The sequence below is a fragment of the Amycolatopsis acidiphila genome (assembly GCF_021391495.1).
Classification (GTDB): domain Bacteria; phylum Actinomycetota; class Actinomycetes; order Mycobacteriales; family Pseudonocardiaceae; genus Amycolatopsis_E; species Amycolatopsis_E acidiphila.
The window spans coordinates 3,934,058-3,950,984 of sequence record NZ_CP090063.1 but is presented as its reverse complement, the minus strand read 5'-3'; the positions used below and the strand labels follow the sequence as shown (position 1 = coordinate 3,950,984).

The window sequence follows — 16,927 nt, the reverse complement described above, 5'->3', positions numbered from 1 at the left end:
GCTCGGGGTGCTGCCCCCGGCGGCCCGCGTGCTCGACGTCGGCAGCGGGACCGGGCGCCCGGTCGCCGAGGAGCTGGTCGCGGCGGGCTGCCACGTCACCGGGCTGGACGTGTCGCCGGTGATGGTCCGGCTCGCGGCCACGCAGGTGCCGGGCGCCGAGTTCGTCGAGACGGACGTGCGCGACTGGACCTCGCCACCACAGTCGTGGGACGCGGTGTGCGCCTACTTCCCGTTCCTGCAGATGCCCCGCGCCGACACCGAGGCCGTGCTGCGCGACATCGCCCGCTGGCTCGTGCCGGGCGGGCACCTGTCCCTGATCACGGTGCCGATGGACGCCGAGGCGGTGCCCGTCCGGTTCCTCGGGCACGAGGTGGAGCTGACCAGCTTCGGTGCCGCGGACCTCGAATCGCGGATCACGGCGGCCGGCCTATGGGTGCTCAGCACGTACTCCGAGGTGTTCGAGCCGGACAAGCCAGGCGCCCAGCCCGAGGAGCACCTGCTCATCACCGCGCGCCGCTGAGCCGGGCCGCCTGAAAGGGCAGAACGTGCCGTACTGGTGGCCCATCCTGGGCTCCCGCGCCATTCGGCGCGCCCGTTCCGGCCTCCGCCGTTCTTGTGTTGACGCCCATGCCGGACACCCTCAGCGAGCGCGAGGTCTTCGTGGGTCGCGGCGCCGAGCTGGTGACGTTCCGGCAAGCGCTCACCGGCGGCCCGGCCGCACCGGTGATGCTGTACTTGCACGGGCCCGCCCGGATCGGGAAGTCCGCCCTGCTGCGCCGGTTCGCCGCCGAGGCGCAGGCCGACGGGCGCCCGGTCGTGGCCGTCGACGGCCACGCCATCGCCGCCGCCGGGAGTCGTTCGAGGCCGAGGCGGCCGCGGCCCTCGACCAGGACAGGGTGCTGCTGCTGGTGGACGGGTTCGAGCAGTGCCAGGGCCTGGAAACCTGGCTGCGCACCCGGTTCCTGCCGCGCCTGCCCGAGCACGCGCTCATCGTGGCCGCGGGCCGTCGCCACGCGCTGTTCACCCACGACTGGCGCTCGGTGCCGCTGCCGCGATGGGTGGACACCCTGCCACTGGCGCCCTGAGCAGGGCCGACCCGGCCAGGAATAGATTCCGGGGAGGGGTGGTTGAAGGAGATGGTCGGTACGGTCCGTGTCCCCCGGGCCTCACCCCTGATGCCGTCGCGGAACACCGGTCAGGCCGGAGCCGCGTTCGTGCCCTTCGCCGAGAGGCGACCGCCGTACCGACCCTCGAACCAGCCCCAGCATGCCGAATCCCGATCGGCATGCTGGGGCTTCCCGCTACCCGCAGAATGAAGCACATGATCGACCTGCGGGTGCTGACCGCGGACGACTGGGCGGCCTGGCGCGAGCTGAGACTGGCCTCGCTGCGCGACGCGCCCGACGCGTTCGGGGCCACTCTCGCGGACTGGGTGCGCGAGGGCGAGCCGCGGTGGCGGCAACGGCTGACCGACGTGCCCTTCAACGTGCTCGCCGAGCTCGACGGGACGCCCGCGGGCATGGTCAGCGGCACCGAACCGGACGCCGGGCAGGCCGTCGAGCTCATCTCGATGTGGGTCGCGCCCTCCGCTCGCGGGCGCGGCGTCGGGGACGAGCTGATCGGCGCGGTCGTGGGCTGGGCGCAACGCCGCGGCGCCCGCCGGGTGGTGCTGCGGGTGTACGACCACAACCGCCATGGCGCGAACCTGTACCGCCGCAACGGTTTCCGGCCCATCGGCGGGACGTGGATGACCCTTCCGCTCACCTGAGCCTCGCACGGCCGCTGGCGCTCAGCCGAGGGTGAACGGATCCCGCGTGCCGCCCGTGAGCTCGACCCACACCGACTTCGTCTCCAGGTACGGGTCGAGCGCGTCCACCCCGTTCTCCCGGCCCAGACCCGAGTTCTTGAACCCGCCGAAGGGCACGCTCGGCGCGACCACCCGGTAGGCGTTGACCCACACGCTGCCCGCCTTGATCCGCGCCGCGACCCGGTGCGCGCGGTGCACGTCCTTGGTCCACACCGCGCCCGCGAGCCCGTAGTCGGTGTCGTTGGCGAGCTTCACCGCCTCGTCCTCGCCGTCGAAGGCGTACACCGACAGCACGGGCCCGAACACCTCCTCCCGCACCACGGTCGAGGCCGGCCCGACTCCGGTCAGTATGGTCGGCTTGACGAACAGGCCGCCCAGTCCGTCGTCCGCCGCGCCGCCGTAGGCCACGGTCGCGCCCTCGCCGCGCGCGGTCTCCAGGTAGCCGAGCACCTTGCGGTACTGCGGTTCGTTGGCGACCGGGCCCATCTCGGTCGCCGGGTCGTTCGGGTCGCCGAGCCGGATCGAGGCCGCCCGCTCGGCGACGAGGCGCACCAGCTCGTCGTGCACGTCGCGGTGCACCACCAGCCGCGACCCGGCCATGCAGGTCTGCCCGGTCGCCGCGAACACGCCCGCCACGACCCCGTTCGCCGCGGCGGCCAGGTCCGCGTCGGGGAACACCACCTGCGCGGACTTCCCGCCGAGCTCGAGTGTCACCGGGTTGAGGTTCTCCGCGGCGGCCATGGCCACCGCCCGGCCGGTGGCGGTCGACCCGGTGAAGGCGACCTTGTCCACCCCCGGGTGCGCGGCCAGCCGCGCGCCGGTCTCACGCGACAGCCCGGTCACCACGTTGACCACGCCGGGCGGGAAGCCGGCCTGCTCGATCAGCTCCGCGAACCCGAGCGTGGAGGCGGGCGCGTGCTCCGAGGGCTTGACCACGACGGTGCAGCCCGCCGCCAGCGCCGGGGCGAGCTTCCAGGTCATCAGCAGCAGCGGCGAGTTCCACGGGGTGATCGCCGCGACCACGCCGACGGGCTCGCGCCGGGTGTAGACCAGGTAGTCCGGGTTGGGCGAGGGGATCTGCCTGCCCTCGATCTTGTCCGCGAGCCCGGCGAAGTAGGAGTACCAGCCGCCCAGCGCGGTGAGCTGGCCGATCATCTCGCGGTAGAGCTTGCCCGAGTCGTTGACCTCCAGCCCGGCCAGCCGCTCGGCGTTCTCCGCGACCAGATCTCCTAGGCGCCGCAACAGCTTTGCCCGCGCGAACCCCGTCAGCCGGCCCCACTCGCCGTCGAGCGCCGCCCGTGCCGCAGCGACCGCCGCGTCCACGTCCTCGGGCCCGCCGTCGGGGATCACCGCCCAGGGCGCCCCGGTGTAGGGGTTGAGCGACTCGAACGTCCGACCGGACTGCGCCTCGACGGGCTTTCCGCTGATCAGCATGGAAAAACGTGGCAGCGCCATCGGTTCCACCTCCTCGTGACCGGACTCCAGTCTCGGCGGTGAAGGGCGGAAGGGGAAGCGTCAGACCGGCCAGGCCAGTTCGTCGAGCACGTCGGCCAGCCGGTGCCGCCGGGCGAACGCGGCGCGCTGACGCTGCGCACCGCCACCGTCGCGGCGCAACCGGTCGAGCACCTCGCGGGCGAAGTCCTCGTCCCCGGTCTCCCGCAGCCAGGGCCGGGCCTGCTCGACGAGATGGTCGACCAGCTGCCAGGCGGGCACGAGGTCGCCGTCACGGTCCACGAGGCGCCCCGCGAGGCCGTCCCTGGCGCCACGCCACAGCATGGCGCGCAACAGTTCCGGTGGCAGCCCGGTCTTCCCGGCAGGTGCGGCCCCGTCGTCCAGCGCCTTGGCCGCGAGACCGCGCACCAGCACCGCCAGCAACGCGGCCTCGTCCACCGTCGCGGCGACGTCGGAGACCCGGACCTCGACGGTCGGCTGGTGCTCGGAAAGCCGGATGTCCCAGTAGACCATCCCGCGGTCGAGGATCGCGCCGGTGCGCAGCAGCGCCTCCACCAGCGACTCGTAGTGGTCCTCCGACTCGAAGTGCGGCGGCGGGCCCGCCGAGGGCCAGCGGCCCCACATCACGTGCCGCCAGCTGGCGTGACCGCTGTCCTCGCCCTCGTGGAACGGCGAGTTGGCGGTGAGCGCCAGCAGCACCGGCAGCCACGGGCGCAGCCCGTTGCTCACCGCGAGCCCGGCCGCCCGGTCGGGGATGGACACGTGGACGTGACAGGCGCAGGTCAGCGCCGACCGGGCGACGGCGCCGAACTCGCCGCCCATGCGCTGGTAGCGCGCGTTCGGGGTGAACTCCAGCGTGTGGTCCTCCGCCAGCGGCGGCACCCCGGCGGGCAGCAGCCGCAGGTCGCGGGTGGCGGCTTCACGGGCCAGCTCGTCGCGCAACGCCCGCAGCCCGCCGGTCACCCCGGCCACCCCGGTCTGCACCTCGGTGGCGGACTCGACCTGGCAGGGCCGCAGCTCGTGCTCGACCTGGCCGGGCGGGTCGGACACCTCGTCGGTGACCGCGGGACCGGCGGAGACGAGGTGGCCCGCCCGGTCCACCAACAGGAATTCCTCTTCGACGCCCAGGGTGAGCGCGGTGTTCTCGGTCATGTGCGGGCGCAACGCCAATCCGGGAAGCGAGCGGGACGGGACGGTCGTTCCGGCTGCTGCTCAACACGGGACCGTCGGACGCGAACATCGTAGTCGTGCCCGCTTCGCCGGGTATCGCGGCTACTGCTGCCGTAGCCGTCACATCGCGCAGAGTGTTTTCCGGCCGTCGGCCGAACGATCACCTCACCAGGTGGGCCGAGCGCCGCGATGTCCGGTGCGTCCCCGAAAAGGCACCGTCCGTCACGACCACGGCGGGCCGCGTCCGACCGGTTGTCACGCGAACGAGTGAGCCGTCGGGAAGCGCTCACTACTCAGAACTGTCCTGGGCCGACACGCGAAAATTCCGTCGCTTGGGCGGGGCGGCAGGGCTTGGTAGCTTCGCTGGCGCTCGCTCGCATCCGTTGGTGCAGTCACCGAGTCGGGGGACCGGTTTCGCGTACGTGGGCTGCCTTTTCCACGCTTCGAAGGGATGATTCATGCGGGTCACAGTGCTGCGCTCGTCCGGTGCGATCGGCCTCGCCGCGGGCGCGCTGCTCGCCGCCACGATCGCCCCGGCTGCCGCGGCCACCTCCGGGCCCGGCACGGGTTCGGCCTACGGCGCCTCCGCGACGGTCTCGGTGCTGCCCGGCGTGCTCGGCGCCCAGGGCCTGACCGTGGACACCGGCAGGCTCGCCGCGTCGTCCACCTCGGGACCGGGCAGTGCCTCCGTCGTCGACGCCCCGCTGAAGGGCCTGGTCACCGCCAAGGCGATCACCAGCTCCGCGAACCACAGCGAGAGCAGCGGCCAGGTCCGCGCGACCGCGTCGATCGTCGACGCGGCGCTGCCGGTCCTCGCCCCGATCGCCGGGCGCACGCCCACCGCGCAGGCGATCACCGCGAAGTGCACCTCGACCGCCGACGGCGTCACGGGCAGCTCCGAGCTCGCCGGGCTCGACCTCGGCCGGCTGGGCAAGCTGCCCGTCAGCACCGGGCCGAACCGCGAGGTCGGCGTGCCCGGGGTCGTGCGGGTGATCGTCAACGAGCAGGTCCGCCACGCCGACGGCAGCCTGACCGTCAACGCGCTGCACATCGAGCTCCTGGGCGGCAAGGCCACCGCCGGGCTCGGCAGCGGCGACATCGTGCTCGCCTCGGCGACCTGCGCCGCCGCGACGACCCCGCCGAGCACGCCCGCCACCCCGGCGCCCGGCGGCGGTCAGGTGAGCGTCATCCCGGCCGGCGCGCCGCAGACCGGTGACGGCAGCCTCGCGACCGTGATCGAGGACTGACCCGGTGCGCCCCGACAGCCTCCGGCGCTGCCGCTGGCCCGCGCTGCTGCTCGCCCTGCTCGCGGCCGTGCTGCTGGGCGGGTGCGGCGCGGACCCGGCGCCGGCGGCGGCACCCGTCGCTCCGGCGTCGTCCGTGGCGCCGCCGGCCCGGTCGGCGCCCACGTGGGTGGACCTGCCGAGCATCGGCGCCCGCTCCAGCCTGGTCCAGCTCGGCCTGAACGCCGACCGCACGATCGAGGTGCCGCCGGTCGACCAGCCGCTGCAGGCGGGCTGGTACAAGTACAGCCCAGTGCCCGGCCAGGCCGGTCCCGCGGTGATCCTCGGGCACATCGACGGCAACCACCAGAAGGGCGTCTTCTGGCGGCTACACGAGCTGAAGGCCGGTGCGCAGGTGCAGGTCGGCCGTGCGGACGGCGGCCCGCTGACCTTCACGGTCACCAGGGTCGACCAGGTGGCGAAGAGCTCGTTCCCCACCGACGCGGTCTACGGCGACACGGCCGACCCCGAGCTGCGGCTGATCACCTGCGGTGGTGCCTACGACGCGGCGAACCACAACTACCTGGACAACGTCATCGTCTACGCCAAGCTGGCGAGCTGAGGGCTACTCCGCGGGCGCGGCGACGGTCAGCAGGCGGGTTCCGGTCATCTCGAACCGGAGCCCGCGGCTGTCGGAGGCGTACCGCAGCACGACCTCCGTGCAGCTCGGGCAGCGCACCACGAGCGCGGGCGCGTCCGGGTAGAGGTGGTGGGCGCCGAGCGGGCCGCTGGAGCCGCAGTGCGCGCAGGTGATCGTCGCGGCGGCCAGGTCGAGCGCGAACAGCTCGGCCAGCGGCCCGGCGAGCGCGTTGCCGTCGAGGTGGCGGTGGCCGGGGTCCGGTGGTGCGTTCACGGGGTTTCTCCCATCCCGCCGTCCCGTCCGGTGCGGATGCGGCGTGGGTCGTGGGCCTGGTGCCGGCTCAGTCGCCGGCGTAGCGCTGTTGTTTCCATGGGTCGCCGTAGTTGTGGTAGCCGAAGTTCTCCCAGAACCCGGGCTCGTCGGTCAGGGTGAGCTTCAGCCCCCGCACCCACTTCGCGGACTTCCAGAAGTACAGGTGCGGCACGAGCAGCCGCGCGGGGCCGCCGTGCTCGGGTGGCAGCGGCTGCCCGTCGTAGGTGTCGACGACCCACGCCTTGCCGTCGAGGACGTCCTCCAGCGGCAGGTTCGTCGTGTAGCCGCCGTCGCAGAACGCCACCACGTACTCGGCGGCCGTCTCCACGTCGCTCAGGAGCGTGTCCACGCTGACGCCGGACCAGTGGGTGTCGAACTTCGACCAGCTGGTGACGCAGTGGATGTCGGCGGTGATGTCCACGTGCGGCAGTCGCCGGAACTGCGGCCAGCTCCAGGTGAGCGGGTCGTCGATCTCGCCGCGGACCGCGAAGTCCCACGCGTCGAGGTGCCGCCGCGGCACGGGGCCCGCGGACAGCACGGGAAAGGCGTCGCCGGTGTCGTACTGACCGGGCGGCAGCCTGCCGGGCGGCCCGGACCGGCGCCGGCCGGTGAAACCACGGGACACGAACGACATGCGCGCCACCTCCTGCAGGTGTCAAGCATCGATGATGCCGCTCCCGCAGCCGCCGGGACAACGCACGTTCATGCGATGTGGCGGCGTTCTCCTGCCTCGGCGCCGAGGATGTGCCCGAGGACCGCGTCGTGCGCCAGACCGGTCACGTAGAGCACCGGTCGCCCGGCGCGGGGCCAGGGCAGCGGTGTACGCCCCGGCCAGTCGTCCGTCGTGGCGACGACCAGCGACAGGCCCGCCTCCTGCGCGGCGGTCGCGCCCGCGAACGAGTCCTCGAGCGCGACGGCGCGGCGGGGCTCGGCACCCAGCCGCCGGCAGGCTGCGAGGTAGACGTCGGGCGCGGGTTTGGGCCGCCCGGCGTCCTCGGCGCTGAGGACGGCCGAGAAGGCGGTGAGCAGCCCGGCCCCGGTGAGGACGTCGGCGAGGATGTCCGCGGGTGCGTTCGAGGCCACCGCGAGCGGCAGCCGGGTGTGCAGCTCGCCCAGCAGGTTGGTGACGCCGGGGAGCACGGGCGGCGGGGCCGCGCGCAGGCTCGCCGACAGCACCGACCGGAGCGTGGTGCGCGCCCGGCCGGCCTGCTCGGCGCCGCCGGCCCAGCCCGCGATCCGGCGTGCCCCGGTGTCGACCGAACTGCCCGCGAGCGCCGCCAGGTGTGCGCCGGTCAGCGCGAATCCCAGCTCTGCCGCGGTGGCGTGGAATGCCCGTTCCCACGCCACCGCGGTGTCAAGGAGCAGCCCGTCACAGTCGAAGATGGCGGCCTCGCAGGTCACCGAACCTCCCGTCGTGTGGAACATCCATCCACAGCCTAGGTGGAAACAGAACTGTGTTCCAGAGTTCACCGGAACGTGTGGGTTCGACCATCTCTTCTCGGTACGATTCACACGGCAAATAGGTGATTTCAGCTGTCAAAACGACGGTCGAGCCCCGGCCGGCGCCCTCCCTTCCCCGGAGCGTGACCATGGAACCCACTCAGGACACCGAAGCGCGGGTCGACGAGCGAACGATGCGCCGAGCCGTCGCCGGCGCGGCGATGGGCAACGCGGTCGAGTGGTTCGACTACGGCATCTACGGCTACCTCGCGACGAGCATCGGTCTCAACTTCTTCCCCGACGCCGACAAGACCGCGCGGATCCTCCTGGTCTTCGCGGGCATCGCAATCCCGTTCGTGCTCCGCCCCTTCGGCGGCATCGTCCTCGGCCCGCTCGGCGACCGCTACGGCCGGCGCAAGGTGCTGGCGTTCACCATCGTGCTGATGTCGACCGCGACGTTCTGCGTCGGGCTGATTCCCAGCTACCACACCATCGGCGTCGCCGCGCCGATCCTGCTGTTACTGGCCCGGCTGGTGCAGGGCTTCTCCACGGGCGGTGAGTACGGCGGCGCGGCGACGTTCATCGCCGAGTACGCCCCCGACCGCCGGCGCGGCTTCTTCGGCTCCTTCCTCGAGTTCGGCACGCTGGCGGGGAACGTCGCCGGTGCCGGTCTCGCGACCATCGTCCAGGTCGGCCTCACCGAGTCCGCGCTGAACGACTGGGGATGGCGGATCCCGTTCCTGGTGGCAGGCCCGCTCGGCCTGGTCGGGTTCTACCTGCGCAAGCGGCTGGCGGACACGCCCGCGTTCCGGCGGGCCGAGCGGGCCGGCGAGACGGCGCGGATCCCGCTGAAGGAGGTCCTCGTGACCGCGTGGCCGCAGCTGCTGAACCTGATCGGGTTCGTGATCCTGCTGAACGTCGCGGACTACACGCTGATCGCCTACATGCCCACCTATCTCGGCGAAATGCTCGACCTCGGCGCGACGGCGTCGGTGCTGATCCCGCTCGGGGTGATGGTCGCGATGCTGTTCGTCATCGCGCCGGTGGGCTCGTTGTCCGACCGGATCGGCCGCAAGCCGCTGCTGCTCGCGTCGGCGGTAGGGTTCCTGGTGCTGAGCTATCCGGCGATCGCGTTGCTGCAGACGGGAAACATCGTGGCCGCCGTCGCCGGCATGCTGCTGCTGGGCGTGCTGCTGGTGCTGATGCTCGGCACGATCGGCTCGGCACTGCCCGCGATGTTCCCGACACGCCACCGCTACAGCGGTTTCGCGATCGGGTACTCGACCTCGACCGCGGCCTTCGGCAGCACGGCGCCGCTCGTCATCACCGCGCTCATCGACAGCACCGGCAACAACGCGATCCCGGCGTTCTACCTCATGGGTGCCGCCGCCATCGCCATCGCGCCGATCCTGCTCATGCCGGAGACCGCCCGCGTCTCGATCTCCCACCCCACCGCGATCCCCGGCCGGCCCAGGGGAAGTGAGCCCGAGGCCGCCGTCGCCGTGCCGTAGTTTTCGCATCGGATAAGGGGGGTCTGCCGCGGAATACCGCGGCAGACCCCCCTTTGTGTGCAGAGCAAAGATCGCCCCCATCGAAACGGCCGCCTTCCAAGGTAATTTCGTCGGACCGGAATCAGTTTCCTGCCGGAATCCCGTGCCGACCCGACCTGGTGAGGGAGTGCCGATGCACAGCTCTGTTTCCGCCGTGCTCCCTCTGGAGTTCGGCACGAAAGCCGAGACGCTGGCGCGACTCGCCGGGTCGTTGCGGACCGCGAGCATTCTCCCGCAATATTCGTTCACCGTCGCCGAATGGCAGCGAAATCCGCGGACCGTGCTCATGCGGGTGTGCGGGCGACCATGGGCCCGCAGGGCGCTCATCGTGCGCAGCAGCAGCCGGAACGAGGACCAGGCCACGTCCTCCAACGCCGGCCGCTATCTCTCGGTGTCCGATGTGTACGGTCGCGACGAGATCCGCCTCGCCGTGGACGCCGTGATCCGGTCCTTCGACGGTGATCCCGAAGACCAGGTACTCGTCCAGCCGCAGCTGCACGACGCGCTCGCGAGCGGTGTGGTCTCGTCCTGCGAACCCAGCTGCGGCGGCCCTTACCGGGTCGTCAACTGGACGCCCGGCACCGACACCAGCGAGGTCACCTCCGGGCGCTCCTGCGTGCAGACCTGGTACTTCCTGCCCGGCGCCCAGGTCGTACCGCCCTCGGCCGCGGTCGCGGGCATCCCCGCGCTGACCGACGAGCTGGCGCGGCTCGTCGGTGGCCGCCCCTTCGAGTTCGAGTTCGGGGTCGACCCGGACGGCGGCCTCGTCCTGTTCCAGATCAGGCCGCTCGCGGGCGCCGACAGCCCGGCGATCCCGCCGCAACGACACCGGGCGGCCGTCGACGAGTGCGCCCGGCGTGTCCGCGCCCTGCTCACCGAGAGCCCGCCCGCGCTCGGTGCGGAAACGGTGCTCGGCGTCATGCCGGACTGGAACCCGGCGGAGATGATCGGCCTGCGGCCCCGGCCGCTCGCGCTGTCGCTCTACCGGGAGCTCATCACCGACGACGTGTGGGCGCACTCGCGGGCGCGCTACGGATACCGGGACCTGGGTTCGACACCGTTGCTCGTCGAGCTGCACGGCCTGGCCTACATCGACGCGAGGGCGAGTTTCACGTCCTTCGTGCCGGCCTCGGTGGACGAGGCGACGGCGCGGAAACTGGTCACCCACTACGTCCGGACGCTACGCGAGAATCCGCACCTGCACGACAAGATCGAGTTCGCGATCGCACTGTCCTCTTACGACTTCACCATTCCACAAAGGGCGGAACGGCTGTGTGAAGAAGGCGTGCTCGACGAACGGGAGGCGGAAGTCCTCGTCCGCGGTCTCCGAGAGGTCACCAGTGGCATGCTGCGCGACGACGGCCCGTTCCGCCGGGACGTCGAGGCGATCGACCGGCTCGCCGCGCGCACCATCGTGCGGCCGGCCGCGTTCTCGCCCCGGCGTCTCAGCGCGCTGCTCGACCAGTGCCGCCGGCACGGCACGTTGCCCTTCGCCGGTGCCGCCCGGGCCGCGTTCGCCGCAACCGCGCTCGTGCGCGGTCTCGTCGAACTGGACGTCCTGACCCCGGCGGACGCCGACACGCTGCTCGGCAGCGCCAACACCGTGGGCACCGCACTGCAGCGCGACTTCGCGACACTGGACCGGGCGAGCTTCCTGCGGCGGTACGGTCACCTGCGGCCCGGCACCTACGACATCCTCTCCAGCCGGTACGACGAGGACCCGGACCGGTACTTCGACTGGACGCGGCCCGCGTCCCCGCCCTCGCCCGCACCGGTGTTCCGGCCACGGCCGGCGCAGGTGCGCGCGGTGCGCAAGCTGCTCGCCTCGCACGGGCTGCCCGGAAGTCCCGGGCAGCTGTTCCTGTTCGTCGCCGACAGCATCGCCGCGCGGGAGTACGGCAAGCTCCAGTTCTCCCGCCTCGTCAGCGAGATCCTGTTCGAGGTGCGCCGCGGCGGCGAGCGGCTGGGGTTCACCGTGGACGACATGTCGCACACGGCGATCGGGGATCTCGCGAGCCTCACCGGCGACTGCTGGGCGGAGCGGCGCCGGATCGCCGAGCTGGTCGAACGCGGCCGCGAGCGCTACGCCCTGACCGAGTCGCTGTGCGCACCCGCCGTGCTGAGCGGGCCCGGACAGCTCACCTCGTTCGTCGCCATGCACGGCGAGACGAACTTCGTGACTCAGTCCCGGGTCGCGGCGCGCGTCGCCGACATCGCCGCGGGCGACGACCCCACCGGCGCGATCGCCCTGATCAGAGCGGCCGACCCCGGCTACGACTGGCTGTTCACCAAGGGGATCGCGGGACTGGTGACGGCGTACGGGGGAGCGAACTCGCACATGGCGATCCGCGCACTGGAGCTCGGCATCCCCGCCGCGATCGGGGTGGGCGAGAACCAGTTCCAGCACTGGCTGGGCGCGGACGCACTCGAGGTCGACGCGGCGGCCAAGGCCGTGCGGCCCGTCACCGTCGCCGGCCACGCGCGGGAGGCGGCAGTCCGGGAATCGAGGGTGTCATGAGCGGTGCGGTCGTCTGGATCACCGGCCTGTCCGGCGCCGGGAAGTCACGGGTCGCCGGCGAACTGGCCCGGCTGCTGCGCCAGGAGGGGATCGACCCGGTGCTGCTCGACGGCGACGAGCTGCGGGAGTCCCTGCGGATGTCGGACACGTTCACCGCGCAGACCCGGCGGCAGCTGGCCGGCACCTACGGCCGGCTGTGCCGGCTGCTCGCGCGGCAGGGGCACGTCGTCGTCTGCGCCACGATCTCCCTGCAGCACAGCGTGCACGACTGGAATCGCAAGCACCTTCCCGGGTATGCCGAGGTGTTCCTGAACGTGCCCCTGGAGGAGCTGCGCCGACGCGACCCGAAAGGGGTCTACCGCGCGGGTTCCGACGTCGTCGGCGTCGACCTCGCGGCCGAGCTCCCGCTGACGCCGGACGTGACGATCGCCAACCATGGCGCGGTGTCGGCCGAAGCCGCGGCCGCGGCCGTGTTCGCCCATTGCGCGGACAGGAAGCTCTGGTGAGCGGCGACGCGCCCGTGCTCGCGGTGACGCAGCGGGTGCTGCGCGACCCGGGGCACGGCGAGCTGCGGACGGCGCTGGACGTGCGCTGGCCACGGTTCCTGCGCGAATGCGGGTTCCTCGCCGTGCCGATGCCGCTGGACTCGGCGCTCGCGGTCGAGGTACTGCACCGCACCGGCTGCCGGGGGCTCGTCCTCACCGGCGGCGACGACCTGGGTTCGGTGCCCGAACGCGACGCCCTCGAGCGGCAGCTGTTCCGGCTGGCGCTCGAGCACGGCCGGCCGGTCGTCGGGGTGTGCCGGGGGATGCAGCTCATCGTCGACCTGTTCGGCGGCTCGTTGCGGCAGGTGCCCGGCCACGTGGCACAGACGCACGTGCTGACCGGGCCGTACGGCGGCCGCCGGGTCAACAGCTACCACACGTGGGCCGCGCTCGACGGGCCGCCGCACTTCGACGTCACCGCCCGGTGCGGCCCGGTGGTGGAGGCGATCGTGCACCGGAGCGAACCGATCGCCGGGATCATGTGGCACCCCGAACGCGCCGACCCCGCCGATCCCGAGGACGTCGCCCTGTTCACCCGGATCTTCGGTGAGGTGTCATGCGTGCCGTAGTGCTCGCCGCGGGATGCGGCTCCCGGATGGGGGAGCGCACCGCGGACCGTCCGAAGTGTCTGATCGAAGTGGACGGTCGCACGTTGCTGGAGCGCCAGCTGGCCGCGCTCGGCCGGGCGTCCGAAGTGGCCGTGGTGACCGGCTGGCAGGCGGAGCGGTTCGAGCACCGGTCCGTCCGGCGGTTCCACAACCCGGACTGGGCGACCTCCTCGATGCTCGACTCGCTCGCCTGCGCCGGGGAATGGCTCGCCGACGGTCCGACGCTGGTGAGCTACGGCGACATCGTCTACACCACCGAAACCGTCGCCGCGCTCGCGGCGGCCCGGGCACCGATCGCGATCGCCTACGACCCCGACTGGCACGCGCAGTGGTCGCGGCGGTTCGAGGACCCGCTGTCGGACGCGGAGACGTTCGCGATCGCGGCGGACGGCACCGTGACCGGGATCGGTGAGCGGCCCACGTCGCTCGACGAGGTGCAGGGTCAGTACGTGGGTCTGCTGAAGCTCGAGCCGTCCGGGTGGTGCGCGCTGCGTGACGAGCTGGCGGGTACCGGCCGGCGCGACACCACCGGAGTCCTCGCCCGGGTGATCCGGGGTGGTGCCACCCGGGTCCAGGGGGTCGCGGTGCGTGGCCCGTGGCACGAGTTCGACTCGGCCCACGACCTGGCGGTCGGCCTGCCGGTGCTGCGTCGGGTCGACCGCGCGTTGTTCGCGGGGACACCGTCATGAAGGCCCCGCTCACTGCGAGCCGGTCGCCGCGCACGGTGCTGGTGGCGGCGATGCTGTCGATCACCAACTTCGTCGCGGTGTTCGACGGGCTGGTCGTCACGGTCGCCCTGCCCTCGATCCAGGCCAGCCTGGGGATGCGCCGGCTGGACGCGCAATGGCTGATCACGGCGTACGCGGTCGGGCTGGGCGGGATGCTGTTGTTCGGCGGGCGGTGCGGCGACCGGTACGGGCGGCAGACGACGCTGGTCGCCGGCCTGCTGGTGTTCGTCGCCGGGCTGTTGCTCGCCGGGTTCGCCTGGGCGCCGTGGCCGATGTTCGCCGGGCGCGCGCTGCAGGGGTTCGGCGCCGCCTTCGCCGTGCCGAACTCCTTCGCGATCATCAGCGCGCTTCGCCCGGCCGAGCGGCGCAACCGGGTGTTCGCCGCCGTCGCGGTCGCCGGTGGCCTCGTGACCCAGGGCCTGGGCTGGCGGTTCGTCTTCCTGCTGACCGTGCCGGTGGCGGCCGCCGCGGCCGTGGTCGCGGCGAAGGTCCTCGACGAGGCCCGGGCGGCGGCGCCCGCGGAGCCCGACCTCCTGGCGGCCGGGCTCTCGGTGGCAGGCCTGGCGCTGCTGGTCCTCGCGATCACCGACGTCGAGCGGGCCGGTCCGCTCGGGCGGGAGACGCTGAGCGCGTTCGGGCTCGCCGCGGCGGCGCTCGTGGGGTTCGCGCTGCGGGAACGGCGCACCGCGGCACCGCTGGTGCCGGTGCGGTTGCTGCGCGACCGCGCGCTGCGGGCGGCGGTGGGCGGGCTGCCGGGCTTCGTGTTCGCCTACGACGGCACGGTGTTCGTGGGACTGCTGTTCCTGCAGCAGGCCGCGGGCTTCGGCCCGGTCGAGGCGGGACTGGCGTTCGGCCCGCTCGGGGTCGCCGTGCTGGCGGGCTCCCCGGTGGCCGGTTTCCTGCTGCGGCGCCTGCGCTGGACGGTGGTGGTCGCGGGGGCGCAGCTGACCTGTGTGGCCGGGCTGGTGTTGCTCGTGCGGGTCCCGGTCACCGGTGGGTATTCGACCCATTTCCTGCCGGGCCTCGTGCTGATCGGCCTGGGCGCGGCGGTCTCGGCCATCGCGTTCAACGGGGCCGCCGGGAGCGAAGCGGACCCGCGCGACCAGGGCAGCGTGTACGGCATCTACGAGACGGCGAAGTACCTTTCCGGCGCGATCGTGGTGGCCACCCTCGCCACCGCCGCGGCCACGCGCGCGACCGCGGCGGACGGGTACCGGCTCGCCTTCGCCGTGTCCGCGGTCATCGCGTTGGTGGGTGGCGTGGTGCCGCTGCTGCTCGCCCGGCGCGGAACGGGAGCCATGCCGTGACCGAGAAGACCTACTACCTGCTGCACGGGCTGCAGGACCGCTACAACGCGCTGTACCAGGACAACATCGAGCGGCTCGGACGGCAGGACGTCGTCGTCGCCAGCATCGGCAGCTCCGGCCAGTCGTTCCTCGGCAACATCCTGCTGGAACTAGGCCTCAACTACGCCGATCCGTACACCGAAGCCCTGGCCGGGGCCGGCACCAGCGCACCGGTCGCCGCCTACGCGGACTATCGTGACCGGCTGCCCGCGCACACCCCGCCCGCCCGGCGGTGGCCGAGGTTCGTCAAGAGCCATCTCCCGCCACGCTTCTACCGTGCCCGCCCACTGCTGGGCGCGTGGATCCTGGTCCGTGACCCGCGGGACGCGCTGTACTCGTGGTACCGGTTCCGCACCGAGTTCGTGCGCGACCCGCTGGACCGGCTGGCCGACGGGTTCGAGGACTGGCTCCGCCGCCCCGGCCCGACGGGTGTCGACCGGATCGACGACTGGGTGGACTTCTACGGAACCTGGCTGGACGACCCAGCCGTCCCGCACGCCGTGACGAGCTTCGAACGGCTCAAGAAGGAACCGGTCGGCGCCCTGCGGGAAGGGCTGCACGCCTTCGGGCTCACCGCCGGCGAGGAGCAGATCGAACAGGCCGTGCGCGACAGCAGCTTCGATGCGATGCGCCGGCACGAGCGGGACCGGGGCGGCACCGGCGCGGGCATCCTGCGCCGGGGCACGCCCGGCGAATGGCGGGAATGGATGACGCCCGCGACGCTCGCGCACTTCCACCGCGACAACATCGCGTCGCTGGCCGCGCGCTTCGGCTACGACCTTCACCCCGGAAAGGAAACCTCCCCATGACCGATGTGCTGGTGCACGGTGACTTCACCGACCTGGCGGAGAGCTACTCGCGCTACCGCGAGGGCTACGCGCTCCCGGTACGGGACGCGATCTTCGGGCTCTGCGCGGCCCCGCCGGAGACTCTCGATGTCGCCGACGTCGGCGCCGGCACCGGAATCTGGAGCCGCCTGCTGGCGGAACGGGCACCGCGATCGCTGACCGCGGTGGAGCCGAACGACTCGATGCGCGCCCACGGGATCGCCGATTCGCGGAACCTCCCGATCGCCTGGCGCGCGGGCAGCGGTGAGGCCACCGGGCTCGAAGCGGGCTCGGCCGACCTGCTGACCATGGCGTCCTCGTTCCACTGGGTCGGCTTCGACGCGGGCCTGCGTGAGTTCCACCGCGTCCTGCGGCCGGGCGGGTGGTTCGTCGCGCTGTGGAACCCGCGCGACGTCAGCGCGAACCCGCTCCTGCACGACATCGAGCAGGAGATCACCCGCCTCAAGCCGGATCTGCGGCGGGTGTCCTCGGGCCGTTCGGACTTCACCGCGAGCCTGTCCGGCAGGCTGGCCTCGGCGACGGGGTTCGGGGAGTTGGTGTACCTCGAAGGCCGCCACGTGGTGCGGCAGTCCGTGGCGCGCTACCTCGGGCTGTGGGAGTCGGCCAACGACGTCCCGGCGCAGCTCGGCGAGGAGCTGTTCGCCCGGTTCCTCGGCTACGCGAAGGACCGCCTCGCCGAGCACGAGACCGTCGAAACGACGTACCTCACGCGTGCGTGGGCAGTGCGACGGGAGTAACGC

The 16,927-nt window shown here is 72.5% G+C and carries 18 protein-coding genes; 13 read left to right on the top strand and 5 right to left on the bottom strand.

What is annotated here, in order from left to right:
* The first annotated feature begins 7 nt into the window (after window positions 1-7).
* From LWP59_RS19275 to LWP59_RS19265, 3 genes are all read left to right on the top strand, one after another.
* Window positions 8-520 (top strand): class I SAM-dependent methyltransferase, encoded by a 513-nt coding sequence (locus LWP59_RS19275; protein ID WP_308431705.1) that lies wholly within the window; start codon window positions 8-10, stop codon window positions 518-520.
* A gap of 376 nt (window positions 521-896) precedes the next feature.
* The gene (locus LWP59_RS19270) at window positions 897-1,085 is read left to right on the top strand and encodes a hypothetical protein (protein ID WP_222425537.1); all 189 of its coding nucleotides are present in this window, start codon (window positions 897-899) and stop codon (window positions 1,083-1,085) included.
* Between the two features lie 236 nt (window positions 1,086-1,321).
* On the top strand, window positions 1,322-1,768 hold the full coding sequence (locus LWP59_RS19265) for a GNAT family N-acetyltransferase (RefSeq protein ID WP_144638735.1): 447 nt from the start codon (window positions 1,322-1,324) through the stop codon (window positions 1,766-1,768).
* A gap of 21 nt (window positions 1,769-1,789) precedes the next feature.
* On the opposite strand, the gene LWP59_RS19260 is transcribed toward LWP59_RS19265, so the two are convergent.
* Both LWP59_RS19260 and LWP59_RS19255 read right to left on the bottom strand, forming a co-directional pair.
* The gene (locus LWP59_RS19260; RefSeq protein WP_144638737.1) at window positions 1,790-3,262 is read right to left on the bottom strand and encodes an aldehyde dehydrogenase; all 1,473 of its coding nucleotides are present in this window, start codon (window positions 3,260-3,262) and stop codon (window positions 1,790-1,792) included.
* Between the two features lie 60 nt (window positions 3,263-3,322).
* Window positions 3,323-4,411, bottom strand: a complete 1,089-nt coding sequence (locus LWP59_RS19255) for a carboxylate-amine ligase (RefSeq protein WP_144638739.1) — start codon at window positions 4,409-4,411, stop codon at window positions 3,323-3,325.
* 476 nt (window positions 4,412-4,887) lie between these two features.
* Here LWP59_RS19255 and LWP59_RS19250 point away from each other — a divergent pair, with 476 nt between their 5' ends.
* Window positions 4,888-5,676, top strand: coding sequence for a choice-of-anchor P family protein (locus tag LWP59_RS19250; RefSeq protein WP_144638741.1), 789 nt, complete (start codon window positions 4,888-4,890; stop codon window positions 5,674-5,676).
* Window positions 5,677-5,680: 4 nt separating this feature from the next.
* A complete protein-coding gene (locus LWP59_RS19245; protein ID WP_144638743.1) occupies window positions 5,681-6,274 on the top strand; it encodes a class F sortase in 594 nt (197 codons plus the stop codon).
* Window positions 6,275-6,277: 3 nt separating this feature from the next.
* Here LWP59_RS19245 and LWP59_RS19240 read toward each other — a convergent pair whose 3' ends face one another.
* From LWP59_RS19240 to LWP59_RS19230, 3 genes are all read right to left on the bottom strand, one after another.
* A complete protein-coding gene (locus LWP59_RS19240) occupies window positions 6,278-6,565 on the bottom strand; it encodes a DUF6510 family protein (RefSeq protein ID WP_144638745.1) in 288 nt (95 codons plus the stop codon).
* A gap of 67 nt (window positions 6,566-6,632) precedes the next feature.
* On the bottom strand, window positions 6,633-7,238 hold the full coding sequence (locus tag LWP59_RS19235) for a sulfite oxidase-like oxidoreductase (RefSeq protein WP_144638747.1): 606 nt from the start codon (window positions 7,236-7,238) through the stop codon (window positions 6,633-6,635).
* 68 nt (window positions 7,239-7,306) lie between these two features.
* Window positions 7,307-8,029 carry an HAD family hydrolase gene (locus LWP59_RS19230; RefSeq protein WP_144638749.1) on the bottom strand — a complete coding sequence of 241 codons (723 nt, stop codon included), beginning with the start codon at window positions 8,027-8,029 and terminating at the stop codon, window positions 7,307-7,309.
* A 164-nt stretch (window positions 8,030-8,193) separates the two neighbouring features.
* Here LWP59_RS19230 and LWP59_RS19225 point away from each other — a divergent pair, with 164 nt between their 5' ends.
* From LWP59_RS19225 to LWP59_RS19190, 8 genes are all read left to right on the top strand, one after another.
* Window positions 8,194-9,555, top strand: coding sequence for an MFS transporter (locus LWP59_RS19225; RefSeq protein WP_144638751.1), 1,362 nt, complete (start codon window positions 8,194-8,196; stop codon window positions 9,553-9,555).
* A gap of 172 nt (window positions 9,556-9,727) precedes the next feature.
* Window positions 9,728-12,112: a PEP-utilizing enzyme gene (locus tag LWP59_RS19220; protein WP_144645902.1), complete on the top strand. Its 2,385-nt coding sequence runs from the start codon at window positions 9,728-9,730 to the stop codon at window positions 12,110-12,112.
* Window positions 12,109-12,618 (top strand): adenylyl-sulfate kinase, encoded by a 510-nt coding sequence (locus LWP59_RS19215; protein WP_144645904.1) that lies wholly within the window; start codon window positions 12,109-12,111, stop codon window positions 12,616-12,618. The genes LWP59_RS19220 and LWP59_RS19215 overlap by 4 nt, the downstream gene beginning before the upstream one ends.
* Window positions 12,615-13,226: a gamma-glutamyl-gamma-aminobutyrate hydrolase family protein gene (locus LWP59_RS19210; protein WP_144645906.1), complete on the top strand. Its 612-nt coding sequence runs from the start codon at window positions 12,615-12,617 to the stop codon at window positions 13,224-13,226. Before LWP59_RS19215 ends, LWP59_RS19210 begins: the two co-directional genes overlap by 4 nt.
* Window positions 13,214-13,954 (top strand): phosphocholine cytidylyltransferase family protein, encoded by a 741-nt coding sequence (locus tag LWP59_RS19205; protein ID WP_144645908.1) that lies wholly within the window; start codon window positions 13,214-13,216, stop codon window positions 13,952-13,954. Before LWP59_RS19210 ends, LWP59_RS19205 begins: the two co-directional genes overlap by 13 nt.
* A complete protein-coding gene (locus LWP59_RS19200; protein WP_144645910.1) occupies window positions 13,951-15,300 on the top strand; it encodes an MFS transporter in 1,350 nt (449 codons plus the stop codon). The genes LWP59_RS19205 and LWP59_RS19200 overlap by 4 nt, the downstream gene beginning before the upstream one ends.
* Window positions 15,297-16,148 carry a sulfotransferase domain-containing protein gene (locus tag LWP59_RS19195; protein WP_144645912.1) on the top strand — a complete coding sequence of 284 codons (852 nt, stop codon included), beginning with the start codon at window positions 15,297-15,299 and terminating at the stop codon, window positions 16,146-16,148. The genes LWP59_RS19200 and LWP59_RS19195 overlap by 4 nt, the downstream gene beginning before the upstream one ends.
* Window positions 16,145-16,924 carry a class I SAM-dependent methyltransferase gene (locus tag LWP59_RS19190; protein ID WP_144645914.1) on the top strand — a complete coding sequence of 260 codons (780 nt, stop codon included), beginning with the start codon at window positions 16,145-16,147 and terminating at the stop codon, window positions 16,922-16,924. The genes LWP59_RS19195 and LWP59_RS19190 overlap by 4 nt, the downstream gene beginning before the upstream one ends.
* Window positions 16,925-16,927: the final 3 nt, after the last annotated feature.

Bases quoted from the DNA above. Each gene is read 5' to 3' on its own strand.
- LWP59_RS19205 (WP_144645908.1), top strand. From the start codon at position 13,214: ATGCGTGCCGTAGTGCTCGCCGCGGGATGCGGCTCCCGGATGGGGGAG.
- LWP59_RS19235 (WP_144638747.1), bottom strand. From the start codon at position 7,238: ATGTCGTTCGTGTCCCGTGGTTTCACCGGCCGGCGCCGGTCCGGGCCG.
- LWP59_RS19255 (WP_144638739.1), bottom strand. From the start codon at position 4,411: ATGACCGAGAACACCGCGCTCACCCTGGGCGTCGAAGAGGAATTCCTG.
- LWP59_RS19215 (WP_144645904.1), top strand. From the start codon at position 12,109: ATGAGCGGTGCGGTCGTCTGGATCACCGGCCTGTCCGGCGCCGGGAAG.
- LWP59_RS19200 (WP_144645910.1), top strand. From the start codon at position 13,951: ATGAAGGCCCCGCTCACTGCGAGCCGGTCGCCGCGCACGGTGCTGGTG.
- LWP59_RS19220 (WP_144645902.1), top strand. From the start codon at position 9,728: ATGCACAGCTCTGTTTCCGCCGTGCTCCCTCTGGAGTTCGGCACGAAA.
- LWP59_RS19265 (WP_144638735.1), top strand. From the start codon at position 1,322: ATGATCGACCTGCGGGTGCTGACCGCGGACGACTGGGCGGCCTGGCGC.
- LWP59_RS19260 (WP_144638737.1), bottom strand. From the start codon at position 3,262: ATGGCGCTGCCACGTTTTTCCATGCTGATCAGCGGAAAGCCCGTCGAG.
- LWP59_RS19190 (WP_144645914.1), top strand. From the start codon at position 16,145: ATGACCGATGTGCTGGTGCACGGTGACTTCACCGACCTGGCGGAGAGC.
- LWP59_RS19230 (WP_144638749.1), bottom strand. From the start codon at position 8,029: ATGTTCCACACGACGGGAGGTTCGGTGACCTGCGAGGCCGCCATCTTC.
- LWP59_RS19225 (WP_144638751.1), top strand. From the start codon at position 8,194: ATGGAACCCACTCAGGACACCGAAGCGCGGGTCGACGAGCGAACGATG.
- LWP59_RS19250 (WP_144638741.1), top strand. From the start codon at position 4,888: ATGCGGGTCACAGTGCTGCGCTCGTCCGGTGCGATCGGCCTCGCCGCG.